This window comes from Micromonospora sp. DT178 (assembly GCF_049841695.1).
GTDB lineage: Bacteria > Actinomycetota > Actinomycetes > Mycobacteriales > Micromonosporaceae > Micromonospora.
Map to the genome: position 1 here is coordinate 1 of NZ_JBNCKV010000005.1, position 25533 is coordinate 25533.

The 25533-nt window shown below is 69.9% G+C and carries 22 protein-coding genes, 2 tRNA genes and 3 pseudogenes; 15 read left to right on the forward strand and 12 right to left on the reverse strand.

The features are described 5' to 3' along the window. The 4 genes and pseudogenes from ACLQ22_RS10775 to ACLQ22_RS10790 all read right to left on the reverse strand — a co-directional run. Nucleotides 1-1262 (reverse strand): condensation domain-containing protein (locus tag ACLQ22_RS10775; protein ID WP_425692161.1); only part of this gene is annotated, 1262 nt, incomplete at its 3' end. Nucleotides 1263-1341: 79 nt separating this feature from the next. Further along, nucleotides 1342-1557 (reverse strand): MbtH family protein, encoded by a 216-nt coding sequence (locus ACLQ22_RS10780; protein ID WP_425692162.1) that lies wholly within the window; start codon nucleotides 1555-1557, stop codon nucleotides 1342-1344. A 270-nt stretch (nucleotides 1558-1827) separates the two neighbouring features. Next, nucleotides 1828-2610, reverse strand: coding sequence for a methyltransferase (locus ACLQ22_RS10785; protein ID WP_425692462.1), 783 nt, complete (start codon nucleotides 2608-2610; stop codon nucleotides 1828-1830). Nucleotides 2611-2649: 39 nt separating this feature from the next. Then, nucleotides 2650-2877 (reverse strand): annotated as a pseudogene (locus ACLQ22_RS10790) (hypothetical protein); the annotation flags it as partial. Nucleotides 2878-3418: 541 nt separating this feature from the next. On the opposite strand from ACLQ22_RS10790, the gene ACLQ22_RS10795 reads away from it, so the two are divergent. Further along, nucleotides 3419-4576, forward strand: a complete 1158-nt coding sequence (locus ACLQ22_RS10795) for a glycine amidinotransferase (protein WP_425692163.1) — start codon at nucleotides 3419-3421, stop codon at nucleotides 4574-4576. Between the two features lie 43 nt (nucleotides 4577-4619). On the opposite strand, the gene ACLQ22_RS10800 is transcribed toward ACLQ22_RS10795, so the two are convergent. After that, nucleotides 4620-5255 carry an enoyl-CoA hydratase-related protein gene (locus ACLQ22_RS10800; RefSeq protein WP_425692164.1) on the reverse strand — a complete coding sequence of 212 codons (636 nt, stop codon included), beginning with the start codon at nucleotides 5253-5255 and terminating at the stop codon, nucleotides 4620-4622. A gap of 91 nt (nucleotides 5256-5346) precedes the next feature. On the opposite strand from ACLQ22_RS10800, the gene dpgA reads away from it, so the two are divergent. The 10 genes from dpgA to ACLQ22_RS10850 all read left to right on the forward strand — a co-directional run bounded on the left by dpgA (nucleotide 5347) and on the right by ACLQ22_RS10850 (nucleotide 15359). Next, the gene (gene dpgA / locus ACLQ22_RS10805; protein WP_425692165.1) at nucleotides 5347-6417 is read left to right on the forward strand and encodes a 3,5-dihydroxyphenylacetyl-CoA synthase DpgA; all 1071 of its coding nucleotides are present in this window, start codon (nucleotides 5347-5349) and stop codon (nucleotides 6415-6417) included. A 13-nt stretch (nucleotides 6418-6430) separates the two neighbouring features. Continuing rightward, nucleotides 6431-7162 (forward strand): enoyl-CoA-hydratase DpgB, encoded by a 732-nt coding sequence (gene dpgB / locus ACLQ22_RS10810; protein ID WP_425692166.1) that lies wholly within the window; start codon nucleotides 6431-6433, stop codon nucleotides 7160-7162. Continuing rightward, nucleotides 7159-8517 carry a (3,5-dihydroxyphenyl)acetyl-CoA 1,2-dioxygenase DpgC gene (gene dpgC, locus ACLQ22_RS10815; RefSeq protein ID WP_425692167.1) on the forward strand — a complete coding sequence of 453 codons (1359 nt, stop codon included), beginning with the start codon at nucleotides 7159-7161 and terminating at the stop codon, nucleotides 8515-8517. Before dpgB ends, dpgC begins: the two co-directional genes overlap by 4 nt. Continuing rightward, nucleotides 8514-9812: a PLP-dependent aminotransferase family protein gene (locus ACLQ22_RS10820; RefSeq protein ID WP_425692168.1), complete on the forward strand. Its 1299-nt coding sequence runs from the start codon at nucleotides 8514-8516 to the stop codon at nucleotides 9810-9812. Before dpgC ends, ACLQ22_RS10820 begins: the two co-directional genes overlap by 4 nt. After that, the gene (locus ACLQ22_RS10825) at nucleotides 9809-11005 is read left to right on the forward strand and encodes a cytochrome P450 (RefSeq protein ID WP_425692169.1); all 1197 of its coding nucleotides are present in this window, start codon (nucleotides 9809-9811) and stop codon (nucleotides 11003-11005) included. Before ACLQ22_RS10820 ends, ACLQ22_RS10825 begins: the two co-directional genes overlap by 4 nt. 34 nt (nucleotides 11006-11039) lie before the next feature. Then, complete coding sequence (locus ACLQ22_RS10830; protein WP_425692170.1) at nucleotides 11040-11234, forward strand: ferredoxin; 195 nt, start codon at nucleotides 11040-11042, stop codon at nucleotides 11232-11234. A 24-nt stretch (nucleotides 11235-11258) separates the two neighbouring features. Next, on the forward strand, nucleotides 11259-12407 hold the full coding sequence (locus tag ACLQ22_RS10835; protein WP_425692171.1) for a glycine amidinotransferase: 1149 nt from the start codon (nucleotides 11259-11261) through the stop codon (nucleotides 12405-12407). Between the two features lie 84 nt (nucleotides 12408-12491). Further along, nucleotides 12492-13445 carry a phytanoyl-CoA dioxygenase family protein gene (locus ACLQ22_RS10840; protein WP_425692172.1) on the forward strand — a complete coding sequence of 318 codons (954 nt, stop codon included), beginning with the start codon at nucleotides 12492-12494 and terminating at the stop codon, nucleotides 13443-13445. A 209-nt stretch (nucleotides 13446-13654) separates the two neighbouring features. Beyond that, nucleotides 13655-14992 (forward strand): nucleotide sugar dehydrogenase, encoded by a 1338-nt coding sequence (locus tag ACLQ22_RS10845; protein WP_425692173.1) that lies wholly within the window; start codon nucleotides 13655-13657, stop codon nucleotides 14990-14992. A gap of 130 nt (nucleotides 14993-15122) precedes the next feature. Beyond that, entirely contained in the window at nucleotides 15123-15359 is a 237-nt protein-coding gene (locus ACLQ22_RS10850) for a hypothetical protein (RefSeq protein ID WP_425692174.1), read from the forward strand. Between the two features lie 1136 nt (nucleotides 15360-16495). On the opposite strand, the pseudogene ACLQ22_RS10855 reads toward ACLQ22_RS10850, so the two are convergent. Both ACLQ22_RS10855 and ACLQ22_RS10860 read right to left on the reverse strand, forming a co-directional pair. Next, nucleotides 16496-17272, reverse strand: a pseudogene (locus tag ACLQ22_RS10855) (transposase family protein). 52 nt (nucleotides 17273-17324) lie between these two features. Next, nucleotides 17325-17774: a hypothetical protein gene (locus ACLQ22_RS10860; RefSeq protein WP_425692175.1), complete on the reverse strand. Its 450-nt coding sequence runs from the start codon at nucleotides 17772-17774 to the stop codon at nucleotides 17325-17327. Nucleotides 17775-17898: 124 nt separating this feature from the next. Between ACLQ22_RS10860 and ACLQ22_RS10865 the strand changes: the two are divergent. Beyond that, nucleotides 17899-18282, forward strand: a pseudogene (locus tag ACLQ22_RS10865) (transposase); the annotation flags it as partial. Nucleotides 18283-18570: 288 nt separating this feature from the next. Here ACLQ22_RS10865 and ACLQ22_RS10870 read toward each other — a convergent pair. The 3 genes from ACLQ22_RS10870 to ACLQ22_RS10880 form a co-directional block, all read right to left on the reverse strand. Beyond that, nucleotides 18571-18643, reverse strand: a tRNA-Arg gene (locus ACLQ22_RS10870). Between the two features lie 36 nt (nucleotides 18644-18679). Then, a tRNA-Ser gene (locus ACLQ22_RS10875) sits at nucleotides 18680-18770 on the reverse strand. Nucleotides 18771-19268: 498 nt separating this feature from the next. Then, nucleotides 19269-19811 carry a hypothetical protein gene (locus ACLQ22_RS10880; protein WP_425692176.1) on the reverse strand — a complete coding sequence of 181 codons (543 nt, stop codon included), beginning with the start codon at nucleotides 19809-19811 and terminating at the stop codon, nucleotides 19269-19271. Here ACLQ22_RS10880 and ACLQ22_RS10885 point away from each other — a divergent pair. Then, nucleotides 19750-20586 (forward strand): hypothetical protein, encoded by an 837-nt coding sequence (locus ACLQ22_RS10885; RefSeq protein ID WP_425692177.1) that lies wholly within the window; start codon nucleotides 19750-19752, stop codon nucleotides 20584-20586. The genes ACLQ22_RS10880 and ACLQ22_RS10885 overlap by 62 nt on opposite strands. A gap of 143 nt (nucleotides 20587-20729) precedes the next feature. On the opposite strand, the gene ACLQ22_RS10890 is transcribed toward ACLQ22_RS10885, so the two are convergent. Further along, nucleotides 20730-21464 carry a CPBP family intramembrane glutamic endopeptidase gene (locus tag ACLQ22_RS10890; protein ID WP_425692463.1) on the reverse strand — a complete coding sequence of 245 codons (735 nt, stop codon included), beginning with the start codon at nucleotides 21462-21464 and terminating at the stop codon, nucleotides 20730-20732. A gap of 181 nt (nucleotides 21465-21645) precedes the next feature. Between ACLQ22_RS10890 and ACLQ22_RS10895 the strand changes: the two genes are divergently transcribed. Next, a complete protein-coding gene (locus ACLQ22_RS10895; protein ID WP_425692178.1) occupies nucleotides 21646-22764 on the forward strand; it encodes a globin domain-containing protein in 1119 nt (372 codons plus the stop codon). A 162-nt stretch (nucleotides 22765-22926) separates the two neighbouring features. On the opposite strand, the gene ACLQ22_RS10900 is transcribed toward ACLQ22_RS10895, so the two are convergent. Further along, nucleotides 22927-24444: a peptide deformylase gene (locus ACLQ22_RS10900; protein ID WP_425692464.1), complete on the reverse strand. Its 1518-nt coding sequence runs from the start codon at nucleotides 24442-24444 to the stop codon at nucleotides 22927-22929. Between the two features lie 347 nt (nucleotides 24445-24791). Between ACLQ22_RS10900 and ACLQ22_RS10905 the strand changes: the two genes are divergently transcribed. Next, nucleotides 24792-25523, forward strand: a complete 732-nt coding sequence (locus ACLQ22_RS10905; protein ID WP_425692465.1) for an IucA/IucC family C-terminal-domain containing protein — start codon at nucleotides 24792-24794, stop codon at nucleotides 25521-25523. Nucleotides 25524-25533 lie beyond the last annotated feature (10 nt).

Here is a 25533-nt window from a genome sequence, read left to right on the forward strand (position 1 = left end):
CCGTACTGCACCGGCAACGGCGCCCACCCCGGCACCCCACCCTCCAACCGCGCCCCATACGCCACCGAAAGGTCGCGGATCAGCGGCTGCTGAGACCCGGGGTCGCAGGCGATCTGGTGAAGCAGCAGCACCAGCACGTGGTCGGCCGGGCCCACCGAGATGACGGTGGCCCGCAGCGGCACGTCCCGGGACAGGTCGAAGACGTGCTCCGACGCGCGCTCCACCGCCTGCGGCAGGTCCGCCTCCGTGCACGTCAGTTCCTCGACCGGTACGGCCGCACCCGGCAGCACCACCTGCACGGGCTCGCCGTCGGTCTCCCGCAACACGGTCCGCAGCACCTCGTGCCGCGCCACGAGGTCGCCCAGCCCGGCGCGCAGCGTTCCGACGTCCAGCGGCCCCCGCAGCCGGTAGACGATCGGCAGGAGGTGGGTCCGCTGCGGTCCCTCCATCTGATGGAGGAACCAGAATCTCCGCTGCTCGAAGGACACCGGCACCGCCGGCGGACGCGGTCCGGGCACCAGAGGCGGTGGCACCGGATCCCCCTCACCGTGTGCCGGGGTGACCGCCGAGGTCGCCTCCGCAGCTCCGTCGGCTTGGCCTCGCGGCGCCGGGACCAGCCGCACCGCCGCCCCCGTGAGCAGCGGTGCCAGCAGGTCGGCGGCGGGCACCTCGGCCCTCGTCAGGGCGCTGCTCGAATGCGTGCCGGGGCCGTTCGCTCCCAGCAGGTCGGCGAACTCGCCGTGGCTGAGCACGACGATCCCCGGCCGGTCACCGGACACGTCCGGCGCGATCAGGCACGCTGCGGCGTCCCCGCCGGCCGCGTTCGGCGGATTGTGTTCCGGCAGCGCGGCCCGGCCTGCCCGCAGTTCCTCGCCCCCCGTGTCCAGCCAGGACACTCCGGCTGCGGCGCACGCCTGCGCCGTAGACCCGGAATCGCCGAGACCGAGCGCGAGCGCCGGTCCGGCCGCCTGCACCAGCTGCGCGACGTGATCCGCCGACCGGTCCTGCTCGATCAGCAGGTAGGCGCCGCCGGACTTCAGCACCGCCAGTGCGGCGACGACCAGCCGCGCGTCCCGGGGCAGCGCGAGCAGCACGGTTCGCCCGGCCCGCGCACCTCGGCCGATGAGCTCATGGGCGAGGCGGTTGGCGGCGGCGTTCAGAGCCCCGTACGACAGGTCGGCGCCGTCACCGACGAGAGCGACGGCATCCGGCGTCAGCCGTGCCTGTGCCTCGAACCTCTCGTGAACCGAATCGGCGATCATGAACGGCTTCTCCCTGGTGGTGAGGACATCGACGGCTGGCCGGGTGCGTCATGGCACCGGAGGTGCTTCGAGGCGACGCTCAGGTCGTCGGGTTCATCTGCGCGACCAGGCTGTGCGGACGCATGTCCGGCCAGTTCTCGTTGACGTAGGCGATGCAGGAGGGCCGGTCGGCGGCGCCGTGGACGACCGTCCAGCCGGTGGGCACCGCGGCGAACTCCGGCCAGAGCGAGTGCTGTCCCTCGTCGTTGACGAGGACCAGGAAGCGACCCTTGGGGTCGTCGAACGGGTTGGACATTCGTGTTTCCTTTCTGCTCGGATCGGCGGGGGCGGGCACGGCCTGGTGTCCGACGGCGCGGCGAGCCGGTCAACCGGTACGGCGGTCAGGGACGCGGGCGCGCTGGAACGCCGGCGGCACCGTGGAGCTCCGGAAGCGGCCGGCCAGGATGGATTGGCCGGAGGGACCCCGAAGGCGGCCGACCGTGCGACGGCCCGAGGACCACGACCGGTCGGCGGTGGCGAGGGCGGAGAGGTCAGGTGGGTTGTCCGAGGCGGTCGGCGCGAAGGGCTACTTGACGCCCAGCGTGAGACCGTGCTCGTACGGGAGGTCGCCGATGGTGGCCACCTCGCGGAAGCCCACCTCGCGCAACCACCGCTCGTAGTCGCGCGCCGGGTAGGCCATGCCCTGGCCACTGGCCAGCACATTGAAGTAGAGCCCTAGCCGGGCGCCGAAGATGCCGGTGGTCTCGTCGTCGGACACGTTGTAGCCGTAGACGAAGACCCGCCCGCCATCAGGAAGCGCGTCGTACGCCTTCCGCATCAGGCCGAGGATCTGTTCCGCGGCGAAGATCTCCAGCACGTGACTGAAGAGCACGGCGTCGGCGCCGACGGGGAACTCGTCGGCGAAGATGTCCCCCGGGTGCAGGGTGACGCCGGGGAGATCCCGCTCGGAGTTCTCCTCGGCGAGCCGGGACACGCTCGGCATGTCGAAGACAGTGCAACGCATGCCGGGGTGCCGGGAGACGAGCCGGGCCGCGGTGCTGCCGTCTCCCCCGCCGACGTCCAGCAGGTGCCGGACCTTCCGGAACTCCTCCCGGCCGACAAGGGCGTCCACCGAGCGCAGCGTGAAGGCGCTCATCGCGCGGTGAAACACCGCCTCCACCTCCGGGTTTCGGGAGAGGCGTTGGTACAGCGTCGGCTCGTCGCCGGGAAATCTGCTCAAGGCGGTGTTGGTGCCGGCACGCAGTGCCTCGGTCATCTGGGCGAAGGCCGGGTAGTAGACCTCGCGCCAGCCGAGAAGGATATGGCTCCAGCTGTCCTCGGCGTCCGAGGCCAGCAGCTCTCCCGCCACCGTCGAGTTGTGGTAACGCCCGTCGTGCCGCTCGATCAGTCCGGTCGAGCAGACCGCCTGGAGCAGGACGCGGAGCTGATGGTCGGGCACTCCCGTGTGCGCCCGAATGGCGGTGAAATCGCATCCGGGCTGCTCGGCGAGAAGGTGAAATATTCGCAATTCCGCGGCCGTCGTCACCGCATTGAAGAGTGCGGGCGCGTTGACCAGGAAGTTGAACCGCTCGTGAACTGGGTCAATGAGACGACTTGCGTCTGCCATCCCCATCATCCTCCCCGTTTGAACGATTGGGTGGTGGCTGTCACCGATGCAAAGAATCGGCACGTCGCACTCAACCTGACGCACTACTCAGGGAACAAGGGCAGGCCGATGTGACATGGATCACACGCATTTAGACAAGCCGCTTATCGGATGCCGCCGCGCTCTAGTGGACGAATTCGGCTAGACCACACCACGACCAGGAGGCACGAAGATCGTCACGGAGCGCGCCACGGCGGTTCACCTAGGTGACCGATGGCTGCGCCTGGCGGGCGCCTCCGAGCCTCGCCCGTGGTCAGCATGTCCGGGAGTTTTGCCTGCTGGGAGCACTGGAGACAGTCGCCTGCGACGTTGGTCGCACTGCGGCCTGCGTGGGCGGACAGTGATCTGGATCACACCGCCGCAGCTGATCAACGGGATTGCGGCGCATCGATGGGGTGTGTTTGCATGTTGCTGCGCCGGACGGACGGGGACCGGCCATAATCCGATATCTGGAAACCGCATCAGGGTTCTCCCATGAGCGCGATCCGGGTATCGATGAACGGGGACCCACATGCGACTAAATAGCTTTGACGAGTGGTCTCCCTTACGGGAGATCATCGTCGGCTCCGCAACAAATTACGTCTCCCACGATCGAGAGCTGTCGTTCGATCTCTTCTTTCACGAGAACATCGTCAACGACAATCCGGCACGTTCCGAGTGGTACTACCCTCGCCTGTCGTTGCGCTCCGGGCAGCAGGCCGAGCACCAAGGCCGGATGCCGATCAAGGCACGGTACGTGGAAGAGCTCAACGAGGACCTCGCCGGCATCGTGGCGGCCCTCGAGTCCCTTTCCGTCACCGTGCACCGGCCGATCGACGTGGATCCGAGCACCGCTGCGGTCCGCACCCCGGCGTGGTCCGCGCCGGTCGTGCCCCCGTTGAACGTTCGCGACAACACTCTCATCGTGGGCGACGAGATCATCGAGACGCCTCCGATGATCCGGGCGCGATACTTCGAGACCCAGTTACTCAAGCCGATCTTCGCCGACTACGCCCGTCAGGGCGCCCGGTGGTCCGTCATGCCGCGGCCCTTCATGACCGACGCCTCGTTCGACCTGTCCTACGTTCGAGCGACCACCGCGGGAGGGCCGACCGAGCCGATCGGGGAGGTGGCCCCCTCCCCCTACGACACCGGCCTGGAGATGATGTTCGATGGCGCGCAGTGTCTGCGGCTCGGCCGGGACATCGTGGTCAACATCTCGACAGCCAACCATGCTCTCGCCTGCGACTGGCTTGAACGCCACCTGGAGGGCCGGTTCCGCATCCACCGGGTCCACCGGCTCAGCGACAGCCACATCGACAGTATGGTCCTCGCGCTGCGCCCCGGCACGCTCCTGGTGCGCTCACGCGATGTGGCCGAGAAGCTGCCCGCGCCGCTGCGGTCCTGGGACATGATCGTGCCGCCCGTCGTCTCGGCAGACAGCTTCCCGCAATACCAGGATGACGACCTCATCCTGACGAGCCCTTTCATCGATCTGAACGTGCTCTCTGTCGACCCGGAGACCGTCCTGGTCAACGAGGCCTGCCCCGAACTGATCCGGGAACTCGAACGTCACAAGTTCACTGTCGTTCCGGTCCGACATCGGCACCGGCGGCTCTTCGGGGGCGGATTCCACTGTTTCACGCTGGACACCGTGCGTGCCGGCGGCGCCGAGGACTACCTGGGCTAATGACTGCGATGACCAACGGCGCGCACCGCAGCAAGGCGGCGAGTCAGCCCTCGACGCAGGAGTCCAGTTCGTCCGGGCCGACCACCTCGTTGACCAACCCGAGCTCGTACGCGCGGGCCGCACTCATCGGTCTGCCGGTCAGCAGGTGCTCCATGGCCACCTCCCACGGCGCCTGCCGGGTCAGCCGGAACACGCCGCCCGCGCCCGCGATCAAGCCCAGCTTGGCCTTCGGCGGACTGAGGGTGGCGTCGGTGGGCGCGACGATCAGGTCACAGGCCAGGGCCAGTTCGAAGCCACCGCCCATGGCACATCCCCGCACCCTGGCCACGACCGGCTTGGCCAGATCGAAGCGTTCGGTGAGCCGCGGCCAGCCGGGCTTGCCGCGGCTGCCGAAGGTCGCCGTCCCCGCCACCTTGTCCCGCGTCCTGGCGGACAATTCCTTCAGATCCTGACCCACTAAAAAAGCTCGTTCGCCCGCACCGGAAAGCAGGGCGACCCAGAGGCTCTCGCCATTCTCGAAATCGTCCCAGACGTCGGCCGGCTCCTCATGCATGCGGAGATCCATCGCATCGAGGACATCGGGCCGGTTGAGAGTGACGCGGGCGATGTGGCCGTCTTTCTCATAGACGACCTTGACGACTGCGACCCGCCAAAAGCATAGCAAGGCCCGACAGGGCACGCACCACACGTGGCACCCGCGACACCGGCAGCCTTTGACAGACCCGGGAGTTGGCATGAATGCACAAGCCGCACCGCCGAGCAGCAGAACCATGGACGACCTGGCGTCCAGCTCCGCCGCGCGTATCACGGGCATCGGCACCGCCACCCCGGCCACCGTGTACACCCAACAGGACCTGCTGGACGAGTTCCGCATCCGCGATCCACGGATCCGGTCGGTCTTTCTCAACAGCGCCATCGACCGTCGGGCACTGGTGCTGCCACCTCGGTTGCCGGACGGTTCACGGGGCGACGAAAGCCAGGGCGACCTGCTGCGCAAGCACACGACGCAAGGCATCGCCATGGGGATTGCGGCGATCGAGGCGTGCCTGAAGGACGCCGGCGCCACCCTGGCCGACGTCCGCTACCTCTGCTGCGTCACCACCACCGGGTTCCTGACTCCCGGCTTCTCCGCCCTGCTCATCAGGGAACTCGGCATCGACCGGCACTGCTCACGACTGGACGTGGTCGGCATGGGCTGCAACGCCGGCCTCAACGGCCTGACCGCGGTCGCCGCGTGGGCCCAGGCCCATCCCGGTCGGCTCGCCATGATGGTCTGCATCGAGGCGTGCTCCGCCGCATACGTCTTCGACGGCAGCATGCGGACGTCGGTGGTGAACAGCCTCTTCGGTGACGGCGCGGCCGCGGTCGCGGTGCAGTCGTCCGACGATGTCCGCAGCGACGGCCCGCAGCTGCTCAAGTTCTCGAGCTGCATCGTCACCGACGCGGTGAGCGCCATGCGGTACGACTGGGACGAGGCCGCCGGCCGCTTCAGTTTCTACCTCGACCCGGAGGTCCCGTATGTCGTCGGCGCGCACGCCGAGGTCGCGCTCGACCGCCTGCTAGACGGCACCGGCCTGCGGCGCAACGACATCGCGCACTGGGTGGTGCACTCGGGCGGCAAGAAGGTGATCGATTCGGTACGCCTCAATCTCACTCTCTCCCGGGACGATCTGAGACATACCACGGGAGTGCTCCGTGACCACGGAAACATGTCCAGCGGATCCTTCCTGTTCTCGTTCGAACGGCTGCGCGATGAAGGACGGGTCAATTCCGGGGATTACGGGGTCTTCATGACGATGGGCCCCGGCTCAACCATCGAAATGGCGTTGGCGCGTTGGTGAGAGGGAGAATTCGATGAGGCATGAAGCTACGGATTTCGCGCGTACGCGGGATGGTCTCGGACTGCTCGCGCCGATCGACGGAGCCGGGCCGCTCGACGAACTGACGGCTCTGGTGAACGCGATCTGCGCCCAGGTCGAGGCGGGCACCGAGAAGACGACGGTCGTGCTGCAACTGAGTGGCACGCCGGTGGACGGCCGGGAATGGCCGGGCGACGTCAACGTCCAGGCGGTGAGCCGCTGGGAACGGGCGGTCCGCCGGCTGGAGCGGCTCCCACTGGTGAACATCGCCGTGGCCCAGGGAACCTGCGGCGGGGCGACGCTGGATCTGCTCCTCGCCGCGGACCTCCGGATCGCCGCGCCCGACCTCGAGATCGTCCTGCCGGTGAACGACGGCCACTTCTGGCCCGGCATGTCCGTCTATCGCCTGGTTCAGCAGCTCGGTATGGCGCGGGCCCGTCAGATCGTGATGTGGGGGGTCACCCTTCCCCTGGGGAAGGCGACCGACCTGGGCCTCATCGACCAGGTGAGCGCGGATCTCGATGAAGCCGTGCACACCGCCATGGTCCTCACCGGGCAGGTTTCGGACCGGGAGATGGCCGTCCGCCGCCAGCTGCTGCTCGAGGCCTCCTCGGCTGGTTACGACGAGGCCCTCGGCGTACACCTGGCCGCCTGTGACCGGGAGTTGCGGCGGCTGCGTCAGGACGCGCCGGAGGCCGCCGCCTCCGTCGTGGCGGCCGTCCGGTGACCGCCGCGCCGCCACTGGCCGCGACCGCACCGGTCCGCGGCGGGCTCGAGCGGGACGCAGCCGAACTGGCGTCGTACGTCGCACGCGTCGAGGCGCCGCTCGCCTCGCTGCCCCGCCGGCCCGACCGGACGCCCACCGAGCAACGCCGGGCCGAACGGGCGCTGACCGAGGCGCGGACGGCACGTGGCCGCTTTCTCGCCCGGCACGTCAACGCTGTCTACGACGTGCTGACCGTTGACCGGAGCCGCCACGTCCGACTCGGGAGCCTCGTCACCGCGGCCGCGGAGCACTTCCCCGGTCTCGTGCCCGACCGGTCTCGGATGGCAGCCGAGACCGCCCTCATCCAGTCGCACCGCGACGGCCTCGAGGTGGACCAGGCCGCCTTCTGTGCCGCTGTGCTCCGCTCACCGGTGGCCGGTCGTCACCTCATCGACGCGATGCTGCGGCCGACGGCGCGTGCCACCGATCTGCTGCCGGAGTTCCACCGTACCGGGCGCCTGGGGCTTGCCACCGTGCTGCTCGAACGTCGGGGGGATGCCGCGCACGTGACCTTCCGCAACGCTCAGTGCCTCAACGCGGAGGACAACGACCTGATCGCCGACCTGGAAACCGCAGTCGATCTCGTCCTGCTCGACGACCGTGTGCGTGTGGGGGTGCTACGCGGTGGTGCAGTGGATCATCCGCGCTATCAGGGACGGCGGGTCTTCAGCGCCGGCATCAACCTCAAAGCCCTCCGCAACGGGCGAATCTCGTTCGTCGACTTCCTGCTGGGCCGCGAGCTCGGCTATCTCAACAAGATCGTACGGGGCCTGCTCGTCGAGCCGGGAGCAGCGTCCTGGTGTGAACGCACCGTCCAGAAGCCCTGGGTGGGCGTGGTCGACTCCTTCGCCATCGGCGGCGGTATGCAGTTGCTGCTGGTTCTCGACCGGGTCGTGGCGGAGCCGGACGCGTACTTCAGTCTGCCGGCAGCCGACGAGGGGATCATTCCCGGTCTCGGCAACCTACGGCTGACCCGGTTCACCGGCGCGCGGCTGGCCCGGCGCGTGATCCTGGGCGGGCAACGCATCGAGGCCGACGGGCCCGACGGCCGGCTGGTGTGCGACGAGGTGGTTTCCCAGGCCGACCTGCCCGGAGCGATCGAGCGGGCGGTACGGGAACTGGCCGCCCCGGCGGTCGTCGCCAACCGGCGGATGCTCCTGCTGGCCGAGGAGCCCCTCGACCGGTACCGCGAGTACCTCGCGGAGTTCACGGTCGCTCAGGTTGCCCGCGCTTACAGCGCGGATGTCCTGACCAAGGTGGAGCGGCGGTGGCAGGCCTCCCGGGCGGCGGCCGCAGACGGGACGCCGCAGCCATGACGCTGCTCGACGCCGCCACGCTGCACGGCTCGCTGGGAGATCCCGTGCTCGGTTCGATCGGCTTCCTGAACGAGGTGATGGGGCGCTATCCCGACGCCATCTCGTTCGCACCCGGCGCGCCGCACCCGGTGTTCTTTGACGGGTTCGATCCGGACGAGTACGTGAGGTGCTACCTCGATCACCTGGTTCGCGACCGGGGCCTCGACCCGGCGGCGGCCCGGCGACGGCTGTACGAGTACGGCCCGAGCGCCGGCATCATCACCGACCTGGTCGCCCAGGCGCTGCGCGACGACTACGGCGTCGATGCCGCGCCGGAGAGCATCGTCATCACCGTCGGCGCGCAGGAGGCGATGCTGCTGGTGCTGCGGGCGCTCTTCGCGCGCCCCGGTGACGTGCTCGCGGTGGCGGATCCCAGCTTCGTCGGCATCCTGGGCGCGGCACGACTGCTCGACGTGCCGGTGACAGGCGTACGGGAGAGCGTCGACGGGATCGACGTCGACCAGCTCGCTCAGGCGTGCCACGCGGCCCGGCACGCGAACGGCCGGATTCGCGCCGTCTACGTGTCCCCAGACCACGCCAATCCCGGTGGCGGCCGGATGTCACTCCGGTGCCGACGCCGCCTGCTCGATCTGGCCGAGCGGGAAGACTTCCTCGTTGTCGAGGACAACGCATACGGCTTCACCTCGCCGGCCGGGTCGGAGCTACCGCCCCTCAAGGCGCTGGACCGCGTCGGCCGGGTGGTTTCCATCGGCACATTCGCCAAGATCTGCTTTCCCGGAGCCCGGGTGGGCTACGTGTTGGCCGACCAGTGGGTCGGCGACGCGCACACCGGCCGGAGGCAGCGGTTGGCCACCCAGCTTGCCGCGATCAAGGGCATGGTCACCGTCAACACCTCCCCCCTGTGCCAGGCGGTGGTCGCCGGGGTGCTGCTGCGGCACGGTGGATCACTCGTGGAGTTGGGCCGGCGGCGGGCCGCCCTGTACCAGCGCAACCTGGCTCATCTGCTGAAGGCGCTGGACCGGCACGTCGGCACCTACGGCAGCGGCGCCATCAGCTGGAACCGCCCGTCGGGTGGTTTCTTCGTGCGGGTCCGGCTGCCGGTGCCGGCGGACGCCGACCTGCTCGAGGTGTCCGCCGGTCAGTACGGCGTGCTCTGGACCCCGATGGCGCCGTTCTACCTCGACCACAGCGGCGATCACCAGCTCCGGCTCTCGTGCAGCTACCTGGATCCGGACCAGATCGAGACGGGTGTGCAGCGACTGGCCAGCTTCTTCCGGAAGGAGATACCCGCGTGACCGGCAACACCATCCCCGTGTATCCGACCGTGCGTCCCGCTCCGTTCGACCCACCCGCCGAGCTGTCGGAACTGCGGGCACGGGAGCCGATCACTCGCATGGTGTACCCCGACGGCCATGTCGGCTGGATCGTCACCAGCCACGAGCTGGCACGCGCGATGCTGAGTGACCCGCGGTTCAGCGCGCGCTCCGAGTTCAAGCGACCACCGGTGTCCCGTCCCGGCGCCGAGCCGTTCTACGGATCCCCGGCGTTGCCGGGGTGGCTCGTAGACATGGATCCCCCGGAGCACACCCGGCTCCGTCAGCAGCTGGCGGGTCGGTTCACCGCACGACGGATGCGGGAGCTGCGCCCCAAGGTCGACCAGATCGTGGACCAACTGTTGTCGGACATGGAACACCACGGGCCGCCCGTCGACCTGGTGCAGCACCTCGCGCTGCCCCTGCCCTCGCAGTTGATCTGCGAAATACTCGGCGTGCCCTACGACGAGCGGGACGAGTTCCAGCGACACAGCGAGACCCTGTTCAGCCTCCAGGCCACGGCGGCCGAGGCCTCGGCCGCCATGGACAAGCTGTACGCCCTGCTCCGGGGGCTGACCAAGCGGGATCGCGACCGGGGCGAGGGACTGCTCGCCATGCTCGCCGAGGACGGCACCCTCGACCCGGAGGAGATCGCCGGAGTGGGGGTGCTGCTCCTCACCGCGGGGCACGAGTCGACGTCGAAATCGCTGGCGCTGAGCACCTTCGCGCTCCTGTCCCATCCCGACCAGCTCGCCAAGCTGGTCGCGGATCCCACCCTGACGGACAACGCCGTCGAGGAGCTGCTCAGGTATCTGACGGTCTTCCATTTCGGCGTGCCGCGAACCCCGCTCGAGGAGGTGTGGTTCGGCGGCAGACTTCTTCGTGCGGGCGAGTCGATCACGGTGTCGCTGCCCGCGGCCAACCGGGATCCCGGCTGGTTCGGCAGCACCGCCGACCGGCTGGACATCGAACGCAGGACCACCGGGCACGTGGCCTTCGGCTACGGCATCCATCAGTGCCTCGGGCAGAACCTGGTGCGCATGGAGCTGCGCAGCGCGCTGCCGGCACTGTTCCGGCGCTTCCCGCGCCTGCATGTCGCGATCGACCCAGGCCAGGTGCCGTTGTCCTGCGACATGAGCGTCTACGGCGTGCAGAGCCTGCCGGTGGCCTGGTGAGTGGCCACGATCCCCGAACTCGACGGAGTTCGTCATGAACATCACCGTCAGCGCCGGCTCGTGTATCGGGTCGGGCCAGTGCGCCCTGTCGGCTCCGGACGTCTTCGACCAGGACGACGACGGGGTGGTCGTCCTGGTGGACGGCAGGCCGGCCGAGGCGTTCCACGACCTGGTGTACGAGGCAGCAATGCGCTGCCCCGTGCAGGCCATTTCCATCGACCAACACTGACCGACGAGGAAGGCGCTCCCGACCATGCGACTGAACAGCTACGACGACTTCACGCCGCTGAAGGAGGTGATCCTGGGATCCGCCGACGGCTACCGAACCCGGCTGCACGACCTGTCCTTCGACATGTTCATCAGCGACAACCTGACCGGTGCGCGCGGCTACTACCCCAGCATCACCGACTGGCGGCCGGGTGAGGACCGCCGGCGCCGCAACGAGCCGCACCGCCTCGCCCTGAAGACCCGCTTCCTCGAGGAGCTGATCGAGGACGTGGAGGGCCTAGCCGCTCAGCTCAGCGCCCTGGGAGTCACCGTTCACCGGCCGCTGGCGCTGGACCCGGATCTCGGCGAGATGGTCACGCCGGCATGGTCGGCGCCGGTGACGCCGCCACTGAACCTCCGGGACAACACCCTCATCCTCGGCGACGAGATCATCGAGACACCGCCGACGCTTCGGGCCCGCTACTTCGAGACGCAGTTCCTCAAGCCCGTCTTCACCCGGTACTTCCGCGAGGGAGCCAGGTGGACCACGATGCCCCGTCCGCTGATGACCGACGCCTCCTTCGACCCGGCGAACCTGTCGAGCGCCGCGCCGAACATCGAGGTGCCCGAGCCGCCGCAGCCCTCTCCCTACGACGTCGGCCTCGAAATGATGATCGACGGTGCGAACTGTCTGCGCCTTGGACGGGATCTGATAGTCAACATCTCCAACGCCAATCACGCCCTTGCCTGCGACTGGCTGGAGCGGCACCTCCAGGGCCGGTTCCGGGTCCACCGGATGCACAAGCTGACCCAGAGCCACATCGACAGCGTCGTGATTCCGCTGCGCCCGGGACTGCTCCTCATCCGGTCCGAGCGGGTTCTGGACTTCCTGCCCAAGCAGCTGCGGGCCTGGGACACGGTGGTGTCGCCGGTTCCGGAGCTGCACGACTACCCGCAGTACGAGAACGGCGACCCCATTCCGCCCAGCCCGTACATCGACCTGAACCTGCTGTCGGTGGACGAGGACACGGTCCTGGTCAACGACGAGTGCCGCACGCTGATCCGCGCACTCGAGGACCGGAAGCTCACCGTGGTTCCGGTACGGCACCGGCATCGGCGGCTCTTCGGTGGCGGCTTCCACTGCTTCACCCTCGACACCGTGCGCACCGGCAACGCCGAGGACTACCTGGGCTGAGGTACCCGACGAGACCCATCCACCCCGCTTGCACCAGCCGATCAGGGTCATCGCCCGAGGACGCAGGTCAACGGACCGATCGGCTTGATCAACGACAGGACCGCATCGACAGTTGGGGAGAGAATCGTGAACGCACTGGAAGTCGCTGCCAAGGAATACGCCACACAGGGTTTCGCCATCATTCGGAACGTCATTCCGCAGGACCTGCTGGCCGAGGTCAGGGCCCACGTGGACTGGCTCACCGCGAAGTACCCGGACCTGCGGCCGGAGCACTTCCACCACCCGCTGATCCGCAACGACGCCTTCTGGGTCCGGCTGGTCACCGACGAGCGGCTCGCCGAGATCGGCCGGTATTTCCTTGGACCGGACATCGCCTGCTTCACTGCCCACTACATCTGCAAGCCGCCCTTCACCGGGCAGCCGGTGCTGTGGCACCAGGACGGCGCGTACTGGAAGCTGGAGCCGATGCAGGCGCTGACCGTCTGGCTCGCGGTGGACGAGAGCACCACGGAAAACGGTTGCCTCCGCATCATCCCCGGCAGCCATGAGATCCCCCTCTACCGGCCGTCACCGCGTACCGACGAGCCGAACATGCTGTTCTCCGCCGCTGATGGGGAACTGGTCGAGAAGTGGGCGCAGGAGCGCGGCATCGTCGACATCGAGCTCAATCCCGGCGATGTGTCGATCCACCACCCGCACATCCTGCACTGCTCGGAGCCGAACACCTCTCCGAAGCGCCGGTGCGGGCTCGACATCGGGTACATCCCGACGTCCACCCGGATCAGTAGCGACGGCCTATACCTGGACCCCATTCTGGTCAGCGGCGAGGCCAGGCCCGGTGTCAACCGCTACCGCAGTTACCCGCTGTACCAGCCGGAGGAGTCCATCCCCTTCGCCGGGCATGAGGCCTGGAACGTCCGGTACCGGGACCAACCGGCCCGGCCGGAAACGGACGGCGACCCGGTCGCCGGTGAATCACCCCTGGTGACCACGCAGCGGATGATCACGCGGCTCAGGGAGGGCACCGTCGCCCGGTGACGCGACGCCGCCGGCCACCATCCGCCGGACGGCGGCCGGCGGCTCAGACCGGTGAATGTGGCCGACCACGTCGGCCGCCACGGCCTGGGCCGGGGAGCCCGGCGGAGGCACTCGGACGTCACACCACGCCGCGTTGAGAAAAGGGCGTCAGTAGACCTGGCCAGGTCGCGCCGGAAGCGCTCCGGCCCGTGCATCGAGGGCGAGAAGAGATGAACGTTGTCACCGAACCAGCAATGTCGACCCGCTACCACGACGAGGGCGCCTTCGAGCAGCGAGCCCGGAACCGTGATCTGACGATCGCGGTGATCGGACTCGGCTACACCGGCCTGCCCCTGGCGCATGCGTTCGCCGCCGCCGGCTTCCGCGTCGAGGGCGTCGACATCGACGAAACCAAACTGGAGCTGCTGCGCCGCGGCGAGTCGTACCTTCCGGACATCAGCGACGAGCAGCTGCGTGCGATCGCCGGACGGCTGAGCCTGGCGGCGGGACCCCACAGCGTCGCCGATGCCGACGTCGTCGTCATGTGTGTCCCCACCCCGGTCACCGCCGACGAGCAACCCGACCTGACCTTCGTGGACACGGCGCTCAGCTCGGTCACGCCCATGATCAGGCCGGGTACGGTCCTGATCCTCCAGTCGACCGTGCCACCTGGCACGACGCGGCGCTGGGCGGACCGGCTCGCCGCAGAACGCGCTCTGACGCTCGGCGAGGACCTCTTCGTGGCGTGCGCACCGGAGCGGGTGAACCCGGCCAACCGCGACGGTTGGACCGTCACCAACACCCCCCGCGTCGTTGGCGGCAGCACCCCCGCGTGCACGCACCGGGCGGCGACGGTGTTGCGGTCGATCGCCATGGAGGTCGCCGTGCTCTCCGATGCCACGGTCGCTGAGATGAGCAAGCTGCTGGAGAACAGCGCGCGGCTCGTGAACATCAGCTTCTCGAACGAGATCTCCGATCTCTGCCACAAGCTCGGTGTGCCGGTGGACGAGGTGATCCGGGCAGCGGCGACCAAGCCGTTCGGCTATCTGCCGCACTGGCCCGGCCCGGGTATCGGTGGCGAGTGCATCCCGGTTGATCCGCTCTTCCTCATCGACGAGGCGGATCGGCAGTCCGTTCACCTGCAAGTGATCGAGGCGGCGCATCGTCAGGCCAGCCGACGCCCGCTGACCGTCGTCGATCGGGTGCGGCAACTGCTGGCCCGTCGGGGCATCCCCACCGAGGGCAGCCGGGTGCTGCTGGTGGGTGTGACGTACAAGGCGAACGTACCGGACCTGCGCAACGCCCCCGCCCTGACGATCATCGACCGGCTGCTCGCCCACGGTGCCCGGGTCGAGTACTGCGACCCGTGGGCCGGCCGGATCGAGGTCGGGGGAACCACCCTCAGCTCGACGGAGGTCCAACATCTCCGGCTCGACGAATACGACTGCGTGGTGCTGGTGACCCCGCACGACGCGTTGCAGGGCCATATCGACTGGCACAGGGCGACCGCCGTGCTCGACACGGTGCACCAGCTCCCGCCCGGGCGAGCCAACGTGGAACGGCTGTGACGAGCAGCGTGCATCGGACCGTCTCGGTCCTTCCGGACCCGGGCCGCACGGCTGCGCTGAGCACCACCACCCACAGACCCGGCCTTCCATCATCCGGGTGGAGGCCGACAACCGATTACGGAGGAACGAGATGTCACTGAAGAACCTGCGCAGAGCGGCTGCGGTCGGCAGCGTCCTGGCCGCGCTCACCCTGGTGGCGCCGGCACCCGCCAGCGCCGGCATCTACACCTGGCACTACTACGGGACCTATTCTTCGGCCGCTGAATGCGCGGCCACCGGGACGAGCGTGGTGGAGAGTGGAGGCGCGGAGAAGTACCGGTGCCAGGGCGAGAACGGCAACGAGCTCTACCTCGCCCAGAACTGGTAGACCACACCCGGTGATGCGCCGTCAGGAGGAAGCACCGGCTGATCCCGCCCAGTGGGCACGAAGATCGTAACGACGGTCGGAGCCCTCTACTCGAAGCGGTTCCACCAGTGGCAGACGGTCAAGGGCGCCGACCGGATCCGCGCGCACCCGCGACGCGGATCACTCTCCCCCCACAGAGGACGGTTCGGAGGTTGAGGTCCGCTTTCGGGGAGCGTTACGTGCGGCGTTGTCCGTGCTCGGTGTTTGGATCCAGCGGGTGACATGGGTTGCGCGGCGGCTTTGCCGCCTCGCCGCCGGTGCGCCAGGGAGCTGCCTGCTTCCGATTCGAGGAGCGACAGCGGAGAAGCCCGTCACCGAAGGTTCCGGTGACGGGCTTCTACCTGCACACATCCGCAGCCCAACACTGTCACCAAACAGGTCAGGCGCTGCGTCGAAGCCGCCGAGGACGCTGTCGTCGCCGCACCGGCCACGCCGTCGCCAACCTGGGCAGCGCAACACGTCACCGAGGCCGAGCTCTACAGCCTCACCGGCGCCGCGTTCCGTCGACCTAGCGGTACCGCCCAGCCAGCTAGGCAAGGCCAGCGATTGAACGCAGCGCATCGCTGTCTCGTACGACGATCTCGCGGTAGCCCGTGGCGACGACGCCGTCCGTGGTCGTCGCGCTTCTGCCTGACGTTCGGCCTGGCTGCTCGCTGTCGTGGCAAATGAAGCGGCCAGCAAGGCAGGTGCGCCGCGCAGCGTCCCGTCTCGCCGACCGCCGAGGCGCCCCCCTGGATGGGTGAAACCTCGCGCACATCGTCCCGGACAGGACTATTACGCCGCGAAGCGTCCCGTCTTGCCGACCGCCGAGGCGCCGCCTGGGATGGGTGAAACCTCCCGCAAATCGTACCGAACAAAGCTATGAGGAAACATGCTGGCGTGCGGGGCTGGGCCCGCCGCCCGGCAGCCTCAATACCCCAGCCACAGTTGCGTGATCTGAAGTTTCGGCAGCTCATCGGCATGATCTGCGTCGGGTCAACGCCAGTCATGTAGGTGCCGATGTCGATGCCATCCGTCGTGCGGGTTAAATAATCGCACACCGTCTGTCTAAGCGATGTCTCGTAACTCAGTGCCGACGTTGCCCATAACCGGCTGAATCAGCCGGCCAGGGCGATGTTGTGTAGATGAGCGATTCCGGCGGCGGTGACCGCGAGGGTAGGGCCGGCGCGGCGGTAGTCGCGGAGGATTTTGTAGGTCTTGAGGCGGGCCAGGCAGTGCTCGACCCGGGCCCGGATCTTGCGGTGCCCGGCGTTGTAGTCCTTTTTCCAGGAGGACAGTTCGCTGCCATCGGCGGGTTTGCGGTAGGGGATTATCACCTCCGGATTGCCCCGGTAGGCGCCGTCGGCCATCACCGCAAGGCCGGCGAGCCGGTCGTTGATGCCACTGCTGCGGTAGACGATGGTGTCGTTACCGTTGCCGGGCCGGGGGTCGCCAAGGGCGATGACCAGCTGAGTGTTCGCGTCGATGGCGACCTGCAGATTGGCCGAGTAGCGGTAGTTCTTGCTCGGTGCCGCGAGGCGGTGATCGCGCGTCGGGATCAGAGTGCCGTCCACAATCGCTACCTGGTCCTTCGGGCGGCGACGTACCGGCGCCAGAGCCAGTAGCGGTCCGACGGTGTCGAGGACCCGATGGACTGCCGAGTGTGATACCCCGAACAACGGCCCGAGTTGCCGCATCAAGTTCGTACGCCAGTACACGGCCACCAACAGGACGCGGTCCGCCAGGCCAAGAGCCTACGGCCGCCCCGGACGGCCATCGGCGATGTCATCACCGCCGCGTCGCGCGACCAGGCGTACCAGCCGACGGAACTGGGCCGGACTTAGCCCGGTGAACGGGTGGATCAACTCATGACGGACGGCCGACATCACCTGCACTCATCGATGATGGATCACGTCTGGAGCGGATCAACCCCGGGCTACGTGGCCCTCAGCCGTCTCTTGACGGGAGAAGGACCGGATCGATCTCGGCGAGCGTGTCGATCAACTGCGCGGCGCCGTCGCGAACGTGATCATCCGGGTCGTGGATCAACATCTCACACTCACGCACCGCGGCGTCGCGGCCGCGGCCGAACACCATGAACACATCGAGCACCGCGGTGTGAATCCAATCAGCGTGGTTGGAGTCGGCCGCCGCGAGCGCTGAGGCGACCACCCTCAGTCCGGCCGCATCCTGACGGCGAAGCAATGCCACCGTCGTCACGCGCGTAACGAACGTGTCCTCGGTGTCCAGCACGAGGCCTAACAGCCTTCTGCGGGCATCAGGATCCTCTGCGAAACTCGCCAGACTTCGGCCCGCGTCAGCCCGATCCTGGAAGTCGGGGCTTCCCGCGAGTTCGATCAGCGCGGCCACCACAGCGCGTCTTGCCTCTTTGCTCATGGCCTCATTCTCCGCAACGGCACGACCTCGCCTTCCCGCCAAGACCTCATCGCCGCGTTTAGGTCAGTTACGAGACATCCCTTAGTGTGGTCGGTGCTCGTCCGGGCAGGCTGTCGCACTTGTGTTGGCCGATGAGGTTGTCGGGTGGCGGGCGGATCTGGATGATGTGCTGGCTCGGTTCGCGCATCGTCTCGGTCGTCCGGAGCCGCGCCGGCAGGTGCTGAGCTATCTGGTCGGTTGTTGCCGCCCCTGGTTAGTAAGAACGGCTGGACCTTGGAGGAGGCCGCTGGCGACGCGAGGCCGGACCGGATGCAGCGGCTGCTCAACCGGTCGGCATGGGACCCGGACGCCGTGCGTGACGCCCTGTTCGCCTACGTGACGGAGCATCTCGGCGATGACGACGGGGTCCTGATCGTCGACGAGACCGGCTTCCTGAAGGAGGGGATCAAGTCGGCCGGGTCAGTACTCCGGCACGGCTGCCGGGCGGACCGGGAACTGCCAGCTCGGAGCCACCGGCCGTCCTCACTCCATCGACGCTCGCCGCGCCGCCACTCGGAAGCGTCGGCCCCGCATCGCGGCCACCGGCCCGTCAGCCCGCCCGGACCTGTCGCACCTGAGCAGGCCGTTACCGAGCAGGCCGTTACCGGCAGTTGCGGCACAGGACGGAAACCCCCATCGAGACAGAGGAGCACCAACGGAGCGCCAGCCGCCCCCATCGTGGAAGATCACGGCATACGCTCGAAAGCAATCAAGGCCGTGACCCGCGTTTCCGCTGGTCACGACCTTGATCGTGAAGTGCGCCCGAAGGGACTCGAACCCCTAACCTTCTGATCCGTAGTCAGATGCTCTATCCGTTGAGCTACGGGCGCTCGGTGCTTGGCCAGTCTACACACCCGGCTTTCGCGCGGAGACTCCGGGATTCGAACCCGGGAGGGGCTTTAAGACCCCAACCGCATTAGCAGTGCGGCGCCATAGACCAGACTAGGCGAAGTCTCCCTGGTGGCCCTGCAGACCACCGCGCCCGAGGATACAGGGCCTCACCCATCGGGAGCAAAGCGACTTCCCCGGTCCGCCCCTCCGCCTGTGCGCCTGACTGTCGCCGGGCGAGGCCGGGACTCGCCCCGGCCTCGCCTTTCTCTGCTGTGCGCGGGCGTGATCGGGACTACGCTCCATCGATATGCAGGAGCAGCCGCCGCGCGAGCCGACCCGTCGAGAGCCTGCTGAGGGAGCGCGCCGACGCTCCCCGAAGGCGACCTTCAGTCCGCCCCCCGCGCCGCCTGAGCCGGCCGGGCCGGAGGATTCCGGGAAGCGCCCCCGGCGGGCGAAGCCGGCGCCTGCGGTGCTCTTCCAGCCTCCCCCGGCCGATCCGCCGCTGCCCCGCCAGGCTGACCGAGCGGCCGAACCGGCGCCACGGGAGCGGCCCGGCCGGGCGGACGAGACCAGCGGGAGTGTCGTCGCACACACCGGTGATGACGGGGCCGCCGCTGCTGGGGATCAGCCGGGATCCGCCACCGCTGCGGACCAGCCCGCCCGGGGCACGGAGACCCCTGGCACCGCACCGAAGGCCCCCGCCGCGAGGAAGTCCCCCACGCGTCGGCCCGCCCCGGACACGCAGACCTCCGGCGGGAGCGCCACCCCGGCGCGCGGGGTGCCCGGGAAGAGGGCGGTCGCGAAGAAGGCCGCGCCGGCGGGACCGACGACGGCGGTGGAGGCGACAAACCGAGCCGAGACGCCGACGGCGGCGGCCACAGAGCCGGGGACGACGGCCGAGGCCACAGAGCCGGGGACGACGGCGGAGGCCGCAGAGCCGGGAACGACGGCCGAGGCCGCAGAGCCGGGGACGGCGGAAGGCGCGGCGCCCCCGGCGGCCACGAAGGGCACACCCGCCCGGAAGACCACCACCGCCCGGAAGGCCACGCCCGCGAAGAAGGCCACACCCGCCGCAAGAACCGAGCCCGCCCAGAAGGCGACGCCCGTGAAGAAGACGACGCCCGCGAAGACGACGCCCGCGAAGAAGGCCGCCCCGGCGACGCTCACCCCGGCACCGGTCGCTGCCGAGGCCCCGGTCCAGGCCCCGGCCGCCGCGCCCGACGCCACCGCGCCCCCGCAGGTGGTCGAGCCGCCCACCAGCGCCGAGGCGGCGGGCACACCGCCGGGGCGTACGCCGGAAACGGTCCTTCGGCTGGCCGCCGCGCGGGTGCTGGAGCATCCCGCCTTCGCGCCGGAGCTGCTGGCCCTGGCCGCCGTCGAGGCGGTCGGGCCGCGCGCCCGCGACTGGGCGCAGCGGCTCCGCGACGCGTACCCCGATGCGGGAGCGGACGGCCTGGCACGGCTCGCGACCCGGCGGTTCGTCCGGCAGGCCGGGGCGGGCGGGGCGGCCGCCGCGCTGGCGGGGCTCTTCGCGCCCGTGGCCGAGTTGGCGGCGGTGCTGTGGGCGCAGGCCAACCTGGTGCTGCACCTGGCGGCGGCGTACGGCCGGGACCCGGCCCATCCGGACCGGGCGGTGGAGTTGCTGGTGCTGACCCGCGTGCACCCGGACGCGGAGAGCGCGCGGGCCGCGTTGGCGGCGGCCCGGTCGGCGGAGGAGCCCGACGCGGCGGGCTGGCCGCGGGCGGCGGAGGCCGCGTGGCGGCTGGCGGCGCCGCTGGTCGCGCAGGCGGGCGGGTGGCTGGCGCTGCGGCTGGCGCTGCGGCTGGCGTCCCGGCTGCTGCCCGGCGCGGCGGTGCTGGCGGCGGCGGCCGGCGACGCGGCGGCGGCCGAGCGGCTCGCCGCCCGCGCGATCACCACCTACCGGCGGCCCGCACCCCACTGACCACCGCCGGAGCGAGCCGAGCCCGGGAAGAAGAGATCTTGGCAGGAAACGGCCCGCGGAGGGGCGCTTTCCTACCAAGATCTACAAGCGGAACCGGAAGCGGAACCGGAGCCGGGCGGCGGCGGCGGAACGGTTGGGCGGCGTCAGAGCCAGTCGAACCACTCCCTCGGCAGCAGGGCGTAGCCGACGAAGGCGACCACGTCGAGCAGCGTGTGCGCGACGACCAGCGGCATGACCCGGCGGGTGCGCAGGTAGAAGAGGCTGAACACGACGCCCATCACCACGTTGCCGAGGAACGCGCCGAAGCCCTGGTAGAGGTGGTACGAGCCGCGCAGCAGGGCGCTCGTCGCCACGATCGCGCCGACCCGCCACTGGAGCTGGCGCAGCCGGGTGACCAGGTAGCCGACCACGATCACCTCCTCCAGCACCGAGTTCTGCACGGCGGCGAGGATCAGCACCGGCACCGTCCACCAGAGTTCGGGCAGCGCGGCCGGCACCAGCGTGGCGTTGACGCCGAGCTGGGCCGCCGCCCAGAAGAGCGCCAGGCCGGGCAGGCCGATCAGCGCGGCCAGGCCGGCGCCGCGGGCCAGGTCCTGACCGGGCCGCCGGGCGTCCAGGCCGAGCGTCCGGGCCGGATCGCCGGGGTCCCGCGCCAGCAGGTGTACGGCGAGCAGCACCGGCAGCAGCGCGAAGACGATCCCGAGCAGCTGGTACGTCAGGTCCAGCCACGGCCGGGGCGACACCGAGGTGTTGAGCGCGGCGGTCTGCTTCGACAGCGGCCCGTCGGCGGTCAGCTTCGCGACGATCGACACCGTCGCGTAGACGGCGGACTGGCCGAGCGAGAGGCCGAGCACGAGCAGCGTCTCGGTGCCGAGCATCCGGCGGGTCGCCAGGCGTTCCAGCTCAACGGTCACCGCACCACTCTGCCCGACGCCGACGGCCGGCGGCACCGCCCGAACGAGCCTCACGAGCCGATCGCACATTCTGTGCGACCGATCGGCACGCTCCGTGGACATTCTATGGGTGCCCGATCCGCCGTCAGGAGAAGGAGCGCGCCCCGTGGACGACTTCGCAAGGCTGCTGAAGGAGAGCTGGACCCTGGTCGAGGAGCACCGGGAGCGGCTGAGCGGTCACTTCTACGCCCGGCTCTTCCTCCTCGACCCCGAGCTGCGCAAGCTCTTCCCGGTGGAGATGACCGGGCAGGGCGACCGGATCCTGGAGGCGATCGTCACCGCCGCCCAGACGGTCGGCGACCCGGAGAGCTTCGACGAGTACCTGCGCGCGCTGGGCCGGGACCACCGCAAGTACCACGTCGACGCGGCGCACTACGAGACCATGGGCGTGGCCCTGCTGGACGCGCTGCGCAGCATCGCCGGCGACGGCTGGAACCTGGAGTACGACCAGGCGTGGCGGGACGCGTACGCGGCGATCTCGGAGAAGATGCTCGCCGGCGCGGCGGCCGACGACAACCCGCCGTTCTGGCACGCGGAGGTGCTGACCCACGAGCGGTACGGCAGGGACACGGCGGTGCTGACCTGCCGGGCGTTGCAGCATCCGCTGTCGTGGAAGGCCGGCCAGTACGTCAGCCTGGAGGTGCCCCGCCACCTGCCCCGGGTGTGGCGCACCTACTCGGTGGCGAACGCCCCGAACGACGACAACCTGCTGGAGTTCCACGTCCGTACGCCGGCGGGCGCCGGCTGGGTGTCCGGGGCGCTGGTGCGCCGGGTCAAGCCCGGCGACCTACTCCGGGTGGCGGCGCCGATGGGGTCGATGACGCTGGACCGTTCCTCGGAACGGGACATCCTCTGCGTGGCGGGTGGCGTCGGGCTGGCTCCGATCAAGGCGCTGGTGGAGGAGCTGGCCGGCTACAACCGGACCCGCTGGGTGCACGTCTTCTACGGCGCCCGCACGGCGGCGGACCTGTACGGCCTGGCGGGGCTCCAGGAGCTGGTGGCCGCGCATCCGTGGCTGTCGGTCACTCCGGCGTGCAGCGAGGATCCCGACTTCGACGGCGAGCTGGGTGACGTCTCCGACGTGGTCAGCCGGTACGGCCCGTGGACGGCGCACGACTGCTACGTCTCGGGTTCCGCCCGCATGGTCCGGGCCACCCTCCGGGTCCTCGCCGAGGACGGCGTCCCGCCGGAGAACACCCGCTACGACACCTTCGGCAGCCTCTAGAAACGTTCCTCCCCCCATGCCGGGGCGCGTGCCCCTGCCCCCTGGGGCACGCGCCCCGGTCCCCCGACGGGCGGACCGGCACCGCCCCGCACGACCACGTCCGCCCGGCCGTCCTTCCCACCGTGCGGACGTGGTCGTGCCGCCGGCACGCGTGCGGGCAGGTCAGTAGCGCCAGGGCCGGCCGGTCTCGCGGTACTCCTCGACCGGCACCAACGGCACCCCCGGCGTCATCCGGTCGACGTAGAGCCGCCCCTCCAGGTGGTCGATCTCGTGGGCGACGAGCCGGGCCATGCCGAACTCGAACGAGGTGATGATCCGGCTGCCGTCGTACTGGGCGTGCTCCACGTCGAGCCGGAGCGGCCGGGGCACCAGGCCCCGGTGGTCGAAGAAGGAGAGGCATCCCTCGTACTGCTCGTCGCTGTCGGGGGAGGCGTCGACGACGCGGGGGTTGAGCAGGACGACGGGGTCGGCCGACCGGTCGGGGGGCCGGACCACCGCCGCCGCCCGGCCGAGGCCGAGCTGCGGGGCGGCGATGCCCACCCCCTTGCGGAACGGGTGCAGCTCGTCGAGGCGGACCAGGGTCGCCGCGAGGCGGTCGGCCACCTCCCGGGCCTCCTGCTCCTCGCGGGGCAGGTCGAACGGGCGCGCCGGCTGGCGGAGCAGGTCGGCGCCGCGCTGCACGATGCCGATGCCGCGCATCCGGTCACTGGGCCGGACCCGTCCGGCCTCCTCGGGCTCGGCGTCCGGCCGGCCGCGGAACCGCCACTGCAACCGGTACCGCGCGTTGAGCGGCGGGTCCTCGGTCGCCCAGTCGAAGATCACCCGGTCGGCGTCCTCGCGCCTGGTCACTGGCGTGCGCAGCGGGCCCTCCTCCGCCGAGAGCGAGGTCTCCGCGCCCCACACCTGCGGGTCGGCGGCCGCCGGAAGGTCCAGGCGTACGGCCATCTGCCGGGTGGGCAGCCGGACCGCCCGCTGGAACCAGGGGCCCCACTTGTCGTGCCCGACGCAGTACGCGTACTCGATCGTGGCCCGGTCCCCCGGGTAGAGCGGGAAGCGCCGGTCGGCGTTCTCGAAGAGCAGCCACAGCTCCTTGAAGGCGTCGCGGTCGTGCTTGGCCCGCCAGTGCATCGCCTCCCGCTCGTCCCCGTCCTCCCGGTACGCCCGCAGCCGCAGCTCGGCGAAGGTCAGCGGGTGTTCGCGGTGGTGCAGGTTGGAGCGGCCCGGGTCGTTGGGATAGCGGTCGACGGCGATCCGCACCAGGTAGCGGGTGACCGGCTCGGTGCCGGCGTTGTAGAGCTCGCGCCGGATGACACAGCGGTAGGCGTCGCCGAGGTGGGTGAGGGTGGCGAGTTCCCGCTCGACGATCAGTCCGGTGCCGGGCGGCATCCACTGCCCGGGTACGGGTGGGTCCCGGTGTGCCCGCTCGGCCCGGGCGTGCCGCAGTTCGTCGTACTCCTTGAAGCGCTGCCAGATCGCGCCGCCGGCCTCCAGCACGGCCTCGGCGCGGCGCGCGAAGTCCTCGGTGGGGCGGTGCCGCCGCCCCTCGACGTGGCTGACGTACGACGGGTCGAAGCCCATCAGGGTGGCGAGCTGTTTCTTGGACAGCCCCCGCCCCGTGCGGTGCCGGGCGATCTCGGCGGCGAACGAGTCGGCAGCCCGATCGAGCGGTGAGGTCATCAGCTTCCTCGTGGCCGGGAGTATCAGTTTCACGTTCTGTGGCGACGCACACACGGAACTGGCACCTTGCCGACACGAACCTTGACAGAAAGCGATGACTGTCGATACTGGGGCGACGTTTTCCGCCCCGTTGACCGGGTAGTACGCCGGACGCGGGCGGTGCGAGCCGGCCCCTCCGGATCCGACGCAGGCAAGCCTTCCCTTATCAGGCGACGTGTGGTTAGGCTAGCCTTAGCTCAGCGACGGGCGGGTTGCCCGCCGACGGCGACGACGGGTGGGTGAGTCCAGTGACAGCGGTGCTGCCGGAGCGGGACACCGCCGCGACGCCGCTGGCCCCGGTCACCGCCGCCATGCGCGCGATGTTCGGCACCGACCACGTGCCCGGTCTCGCGCCCGGCCTGCTGGTGCACGACGAGTTCGGCTGGAGCCCGGCGACCACCCTGGTCGACGGCACCCTCCTGCCGGAGTTCCTGCGCTCGGCCAGCTCCCGCTGGGGTGGCACCCCGCACGCGTGCGCCGCGTTGGCCTGGAAGTCGTACAGCTACTGGACGGCGCTGCCCGTGGCGCTCGGCTGGGCCTCGGCCCGGCGGGTGCCGCTGCTCGACCCGGCCGATGTGCTGATCCACTTCGAGGACCACCGACCGCTGCTCACCATGGGCCTGCGCCGCTCGACCACGGTCGCGGTGCTGCCGAGCGACCCGCTGGCGCTCGCCGGGCTGCCCGAGGTGCGGGTCGTCGCGGACGAGGCGGAACTGCTCCAGGCGCTCCGGGCCTCGCTGCTCGACGCCCACCTGGCCCCGATGGTCGCCGCCATCCAGGCCGAGGTCCGGATCGGCGCGCGTACCCTGCTCGGGTCGGTGGCCTCGGGCATCGCCCACGGCATCCTCCGGGCCGCCGACGGCCTGCCCGGCTCGTCGGTCGAGGCGATCGAGACGCTGCTCGGCGCGCTCGACCTCGCCGACCTGGTGGAGCTGGTCCCGGGCCCCAACGGGGAGCCGACCGTGCAGCGGCGCACCTGCTGCCTCGCATTCACCCTCCCCAAGCCCAAGATCTGCCAGGGCTGCTGCGTCCGTCAGGCCTGACCGGCCGCCT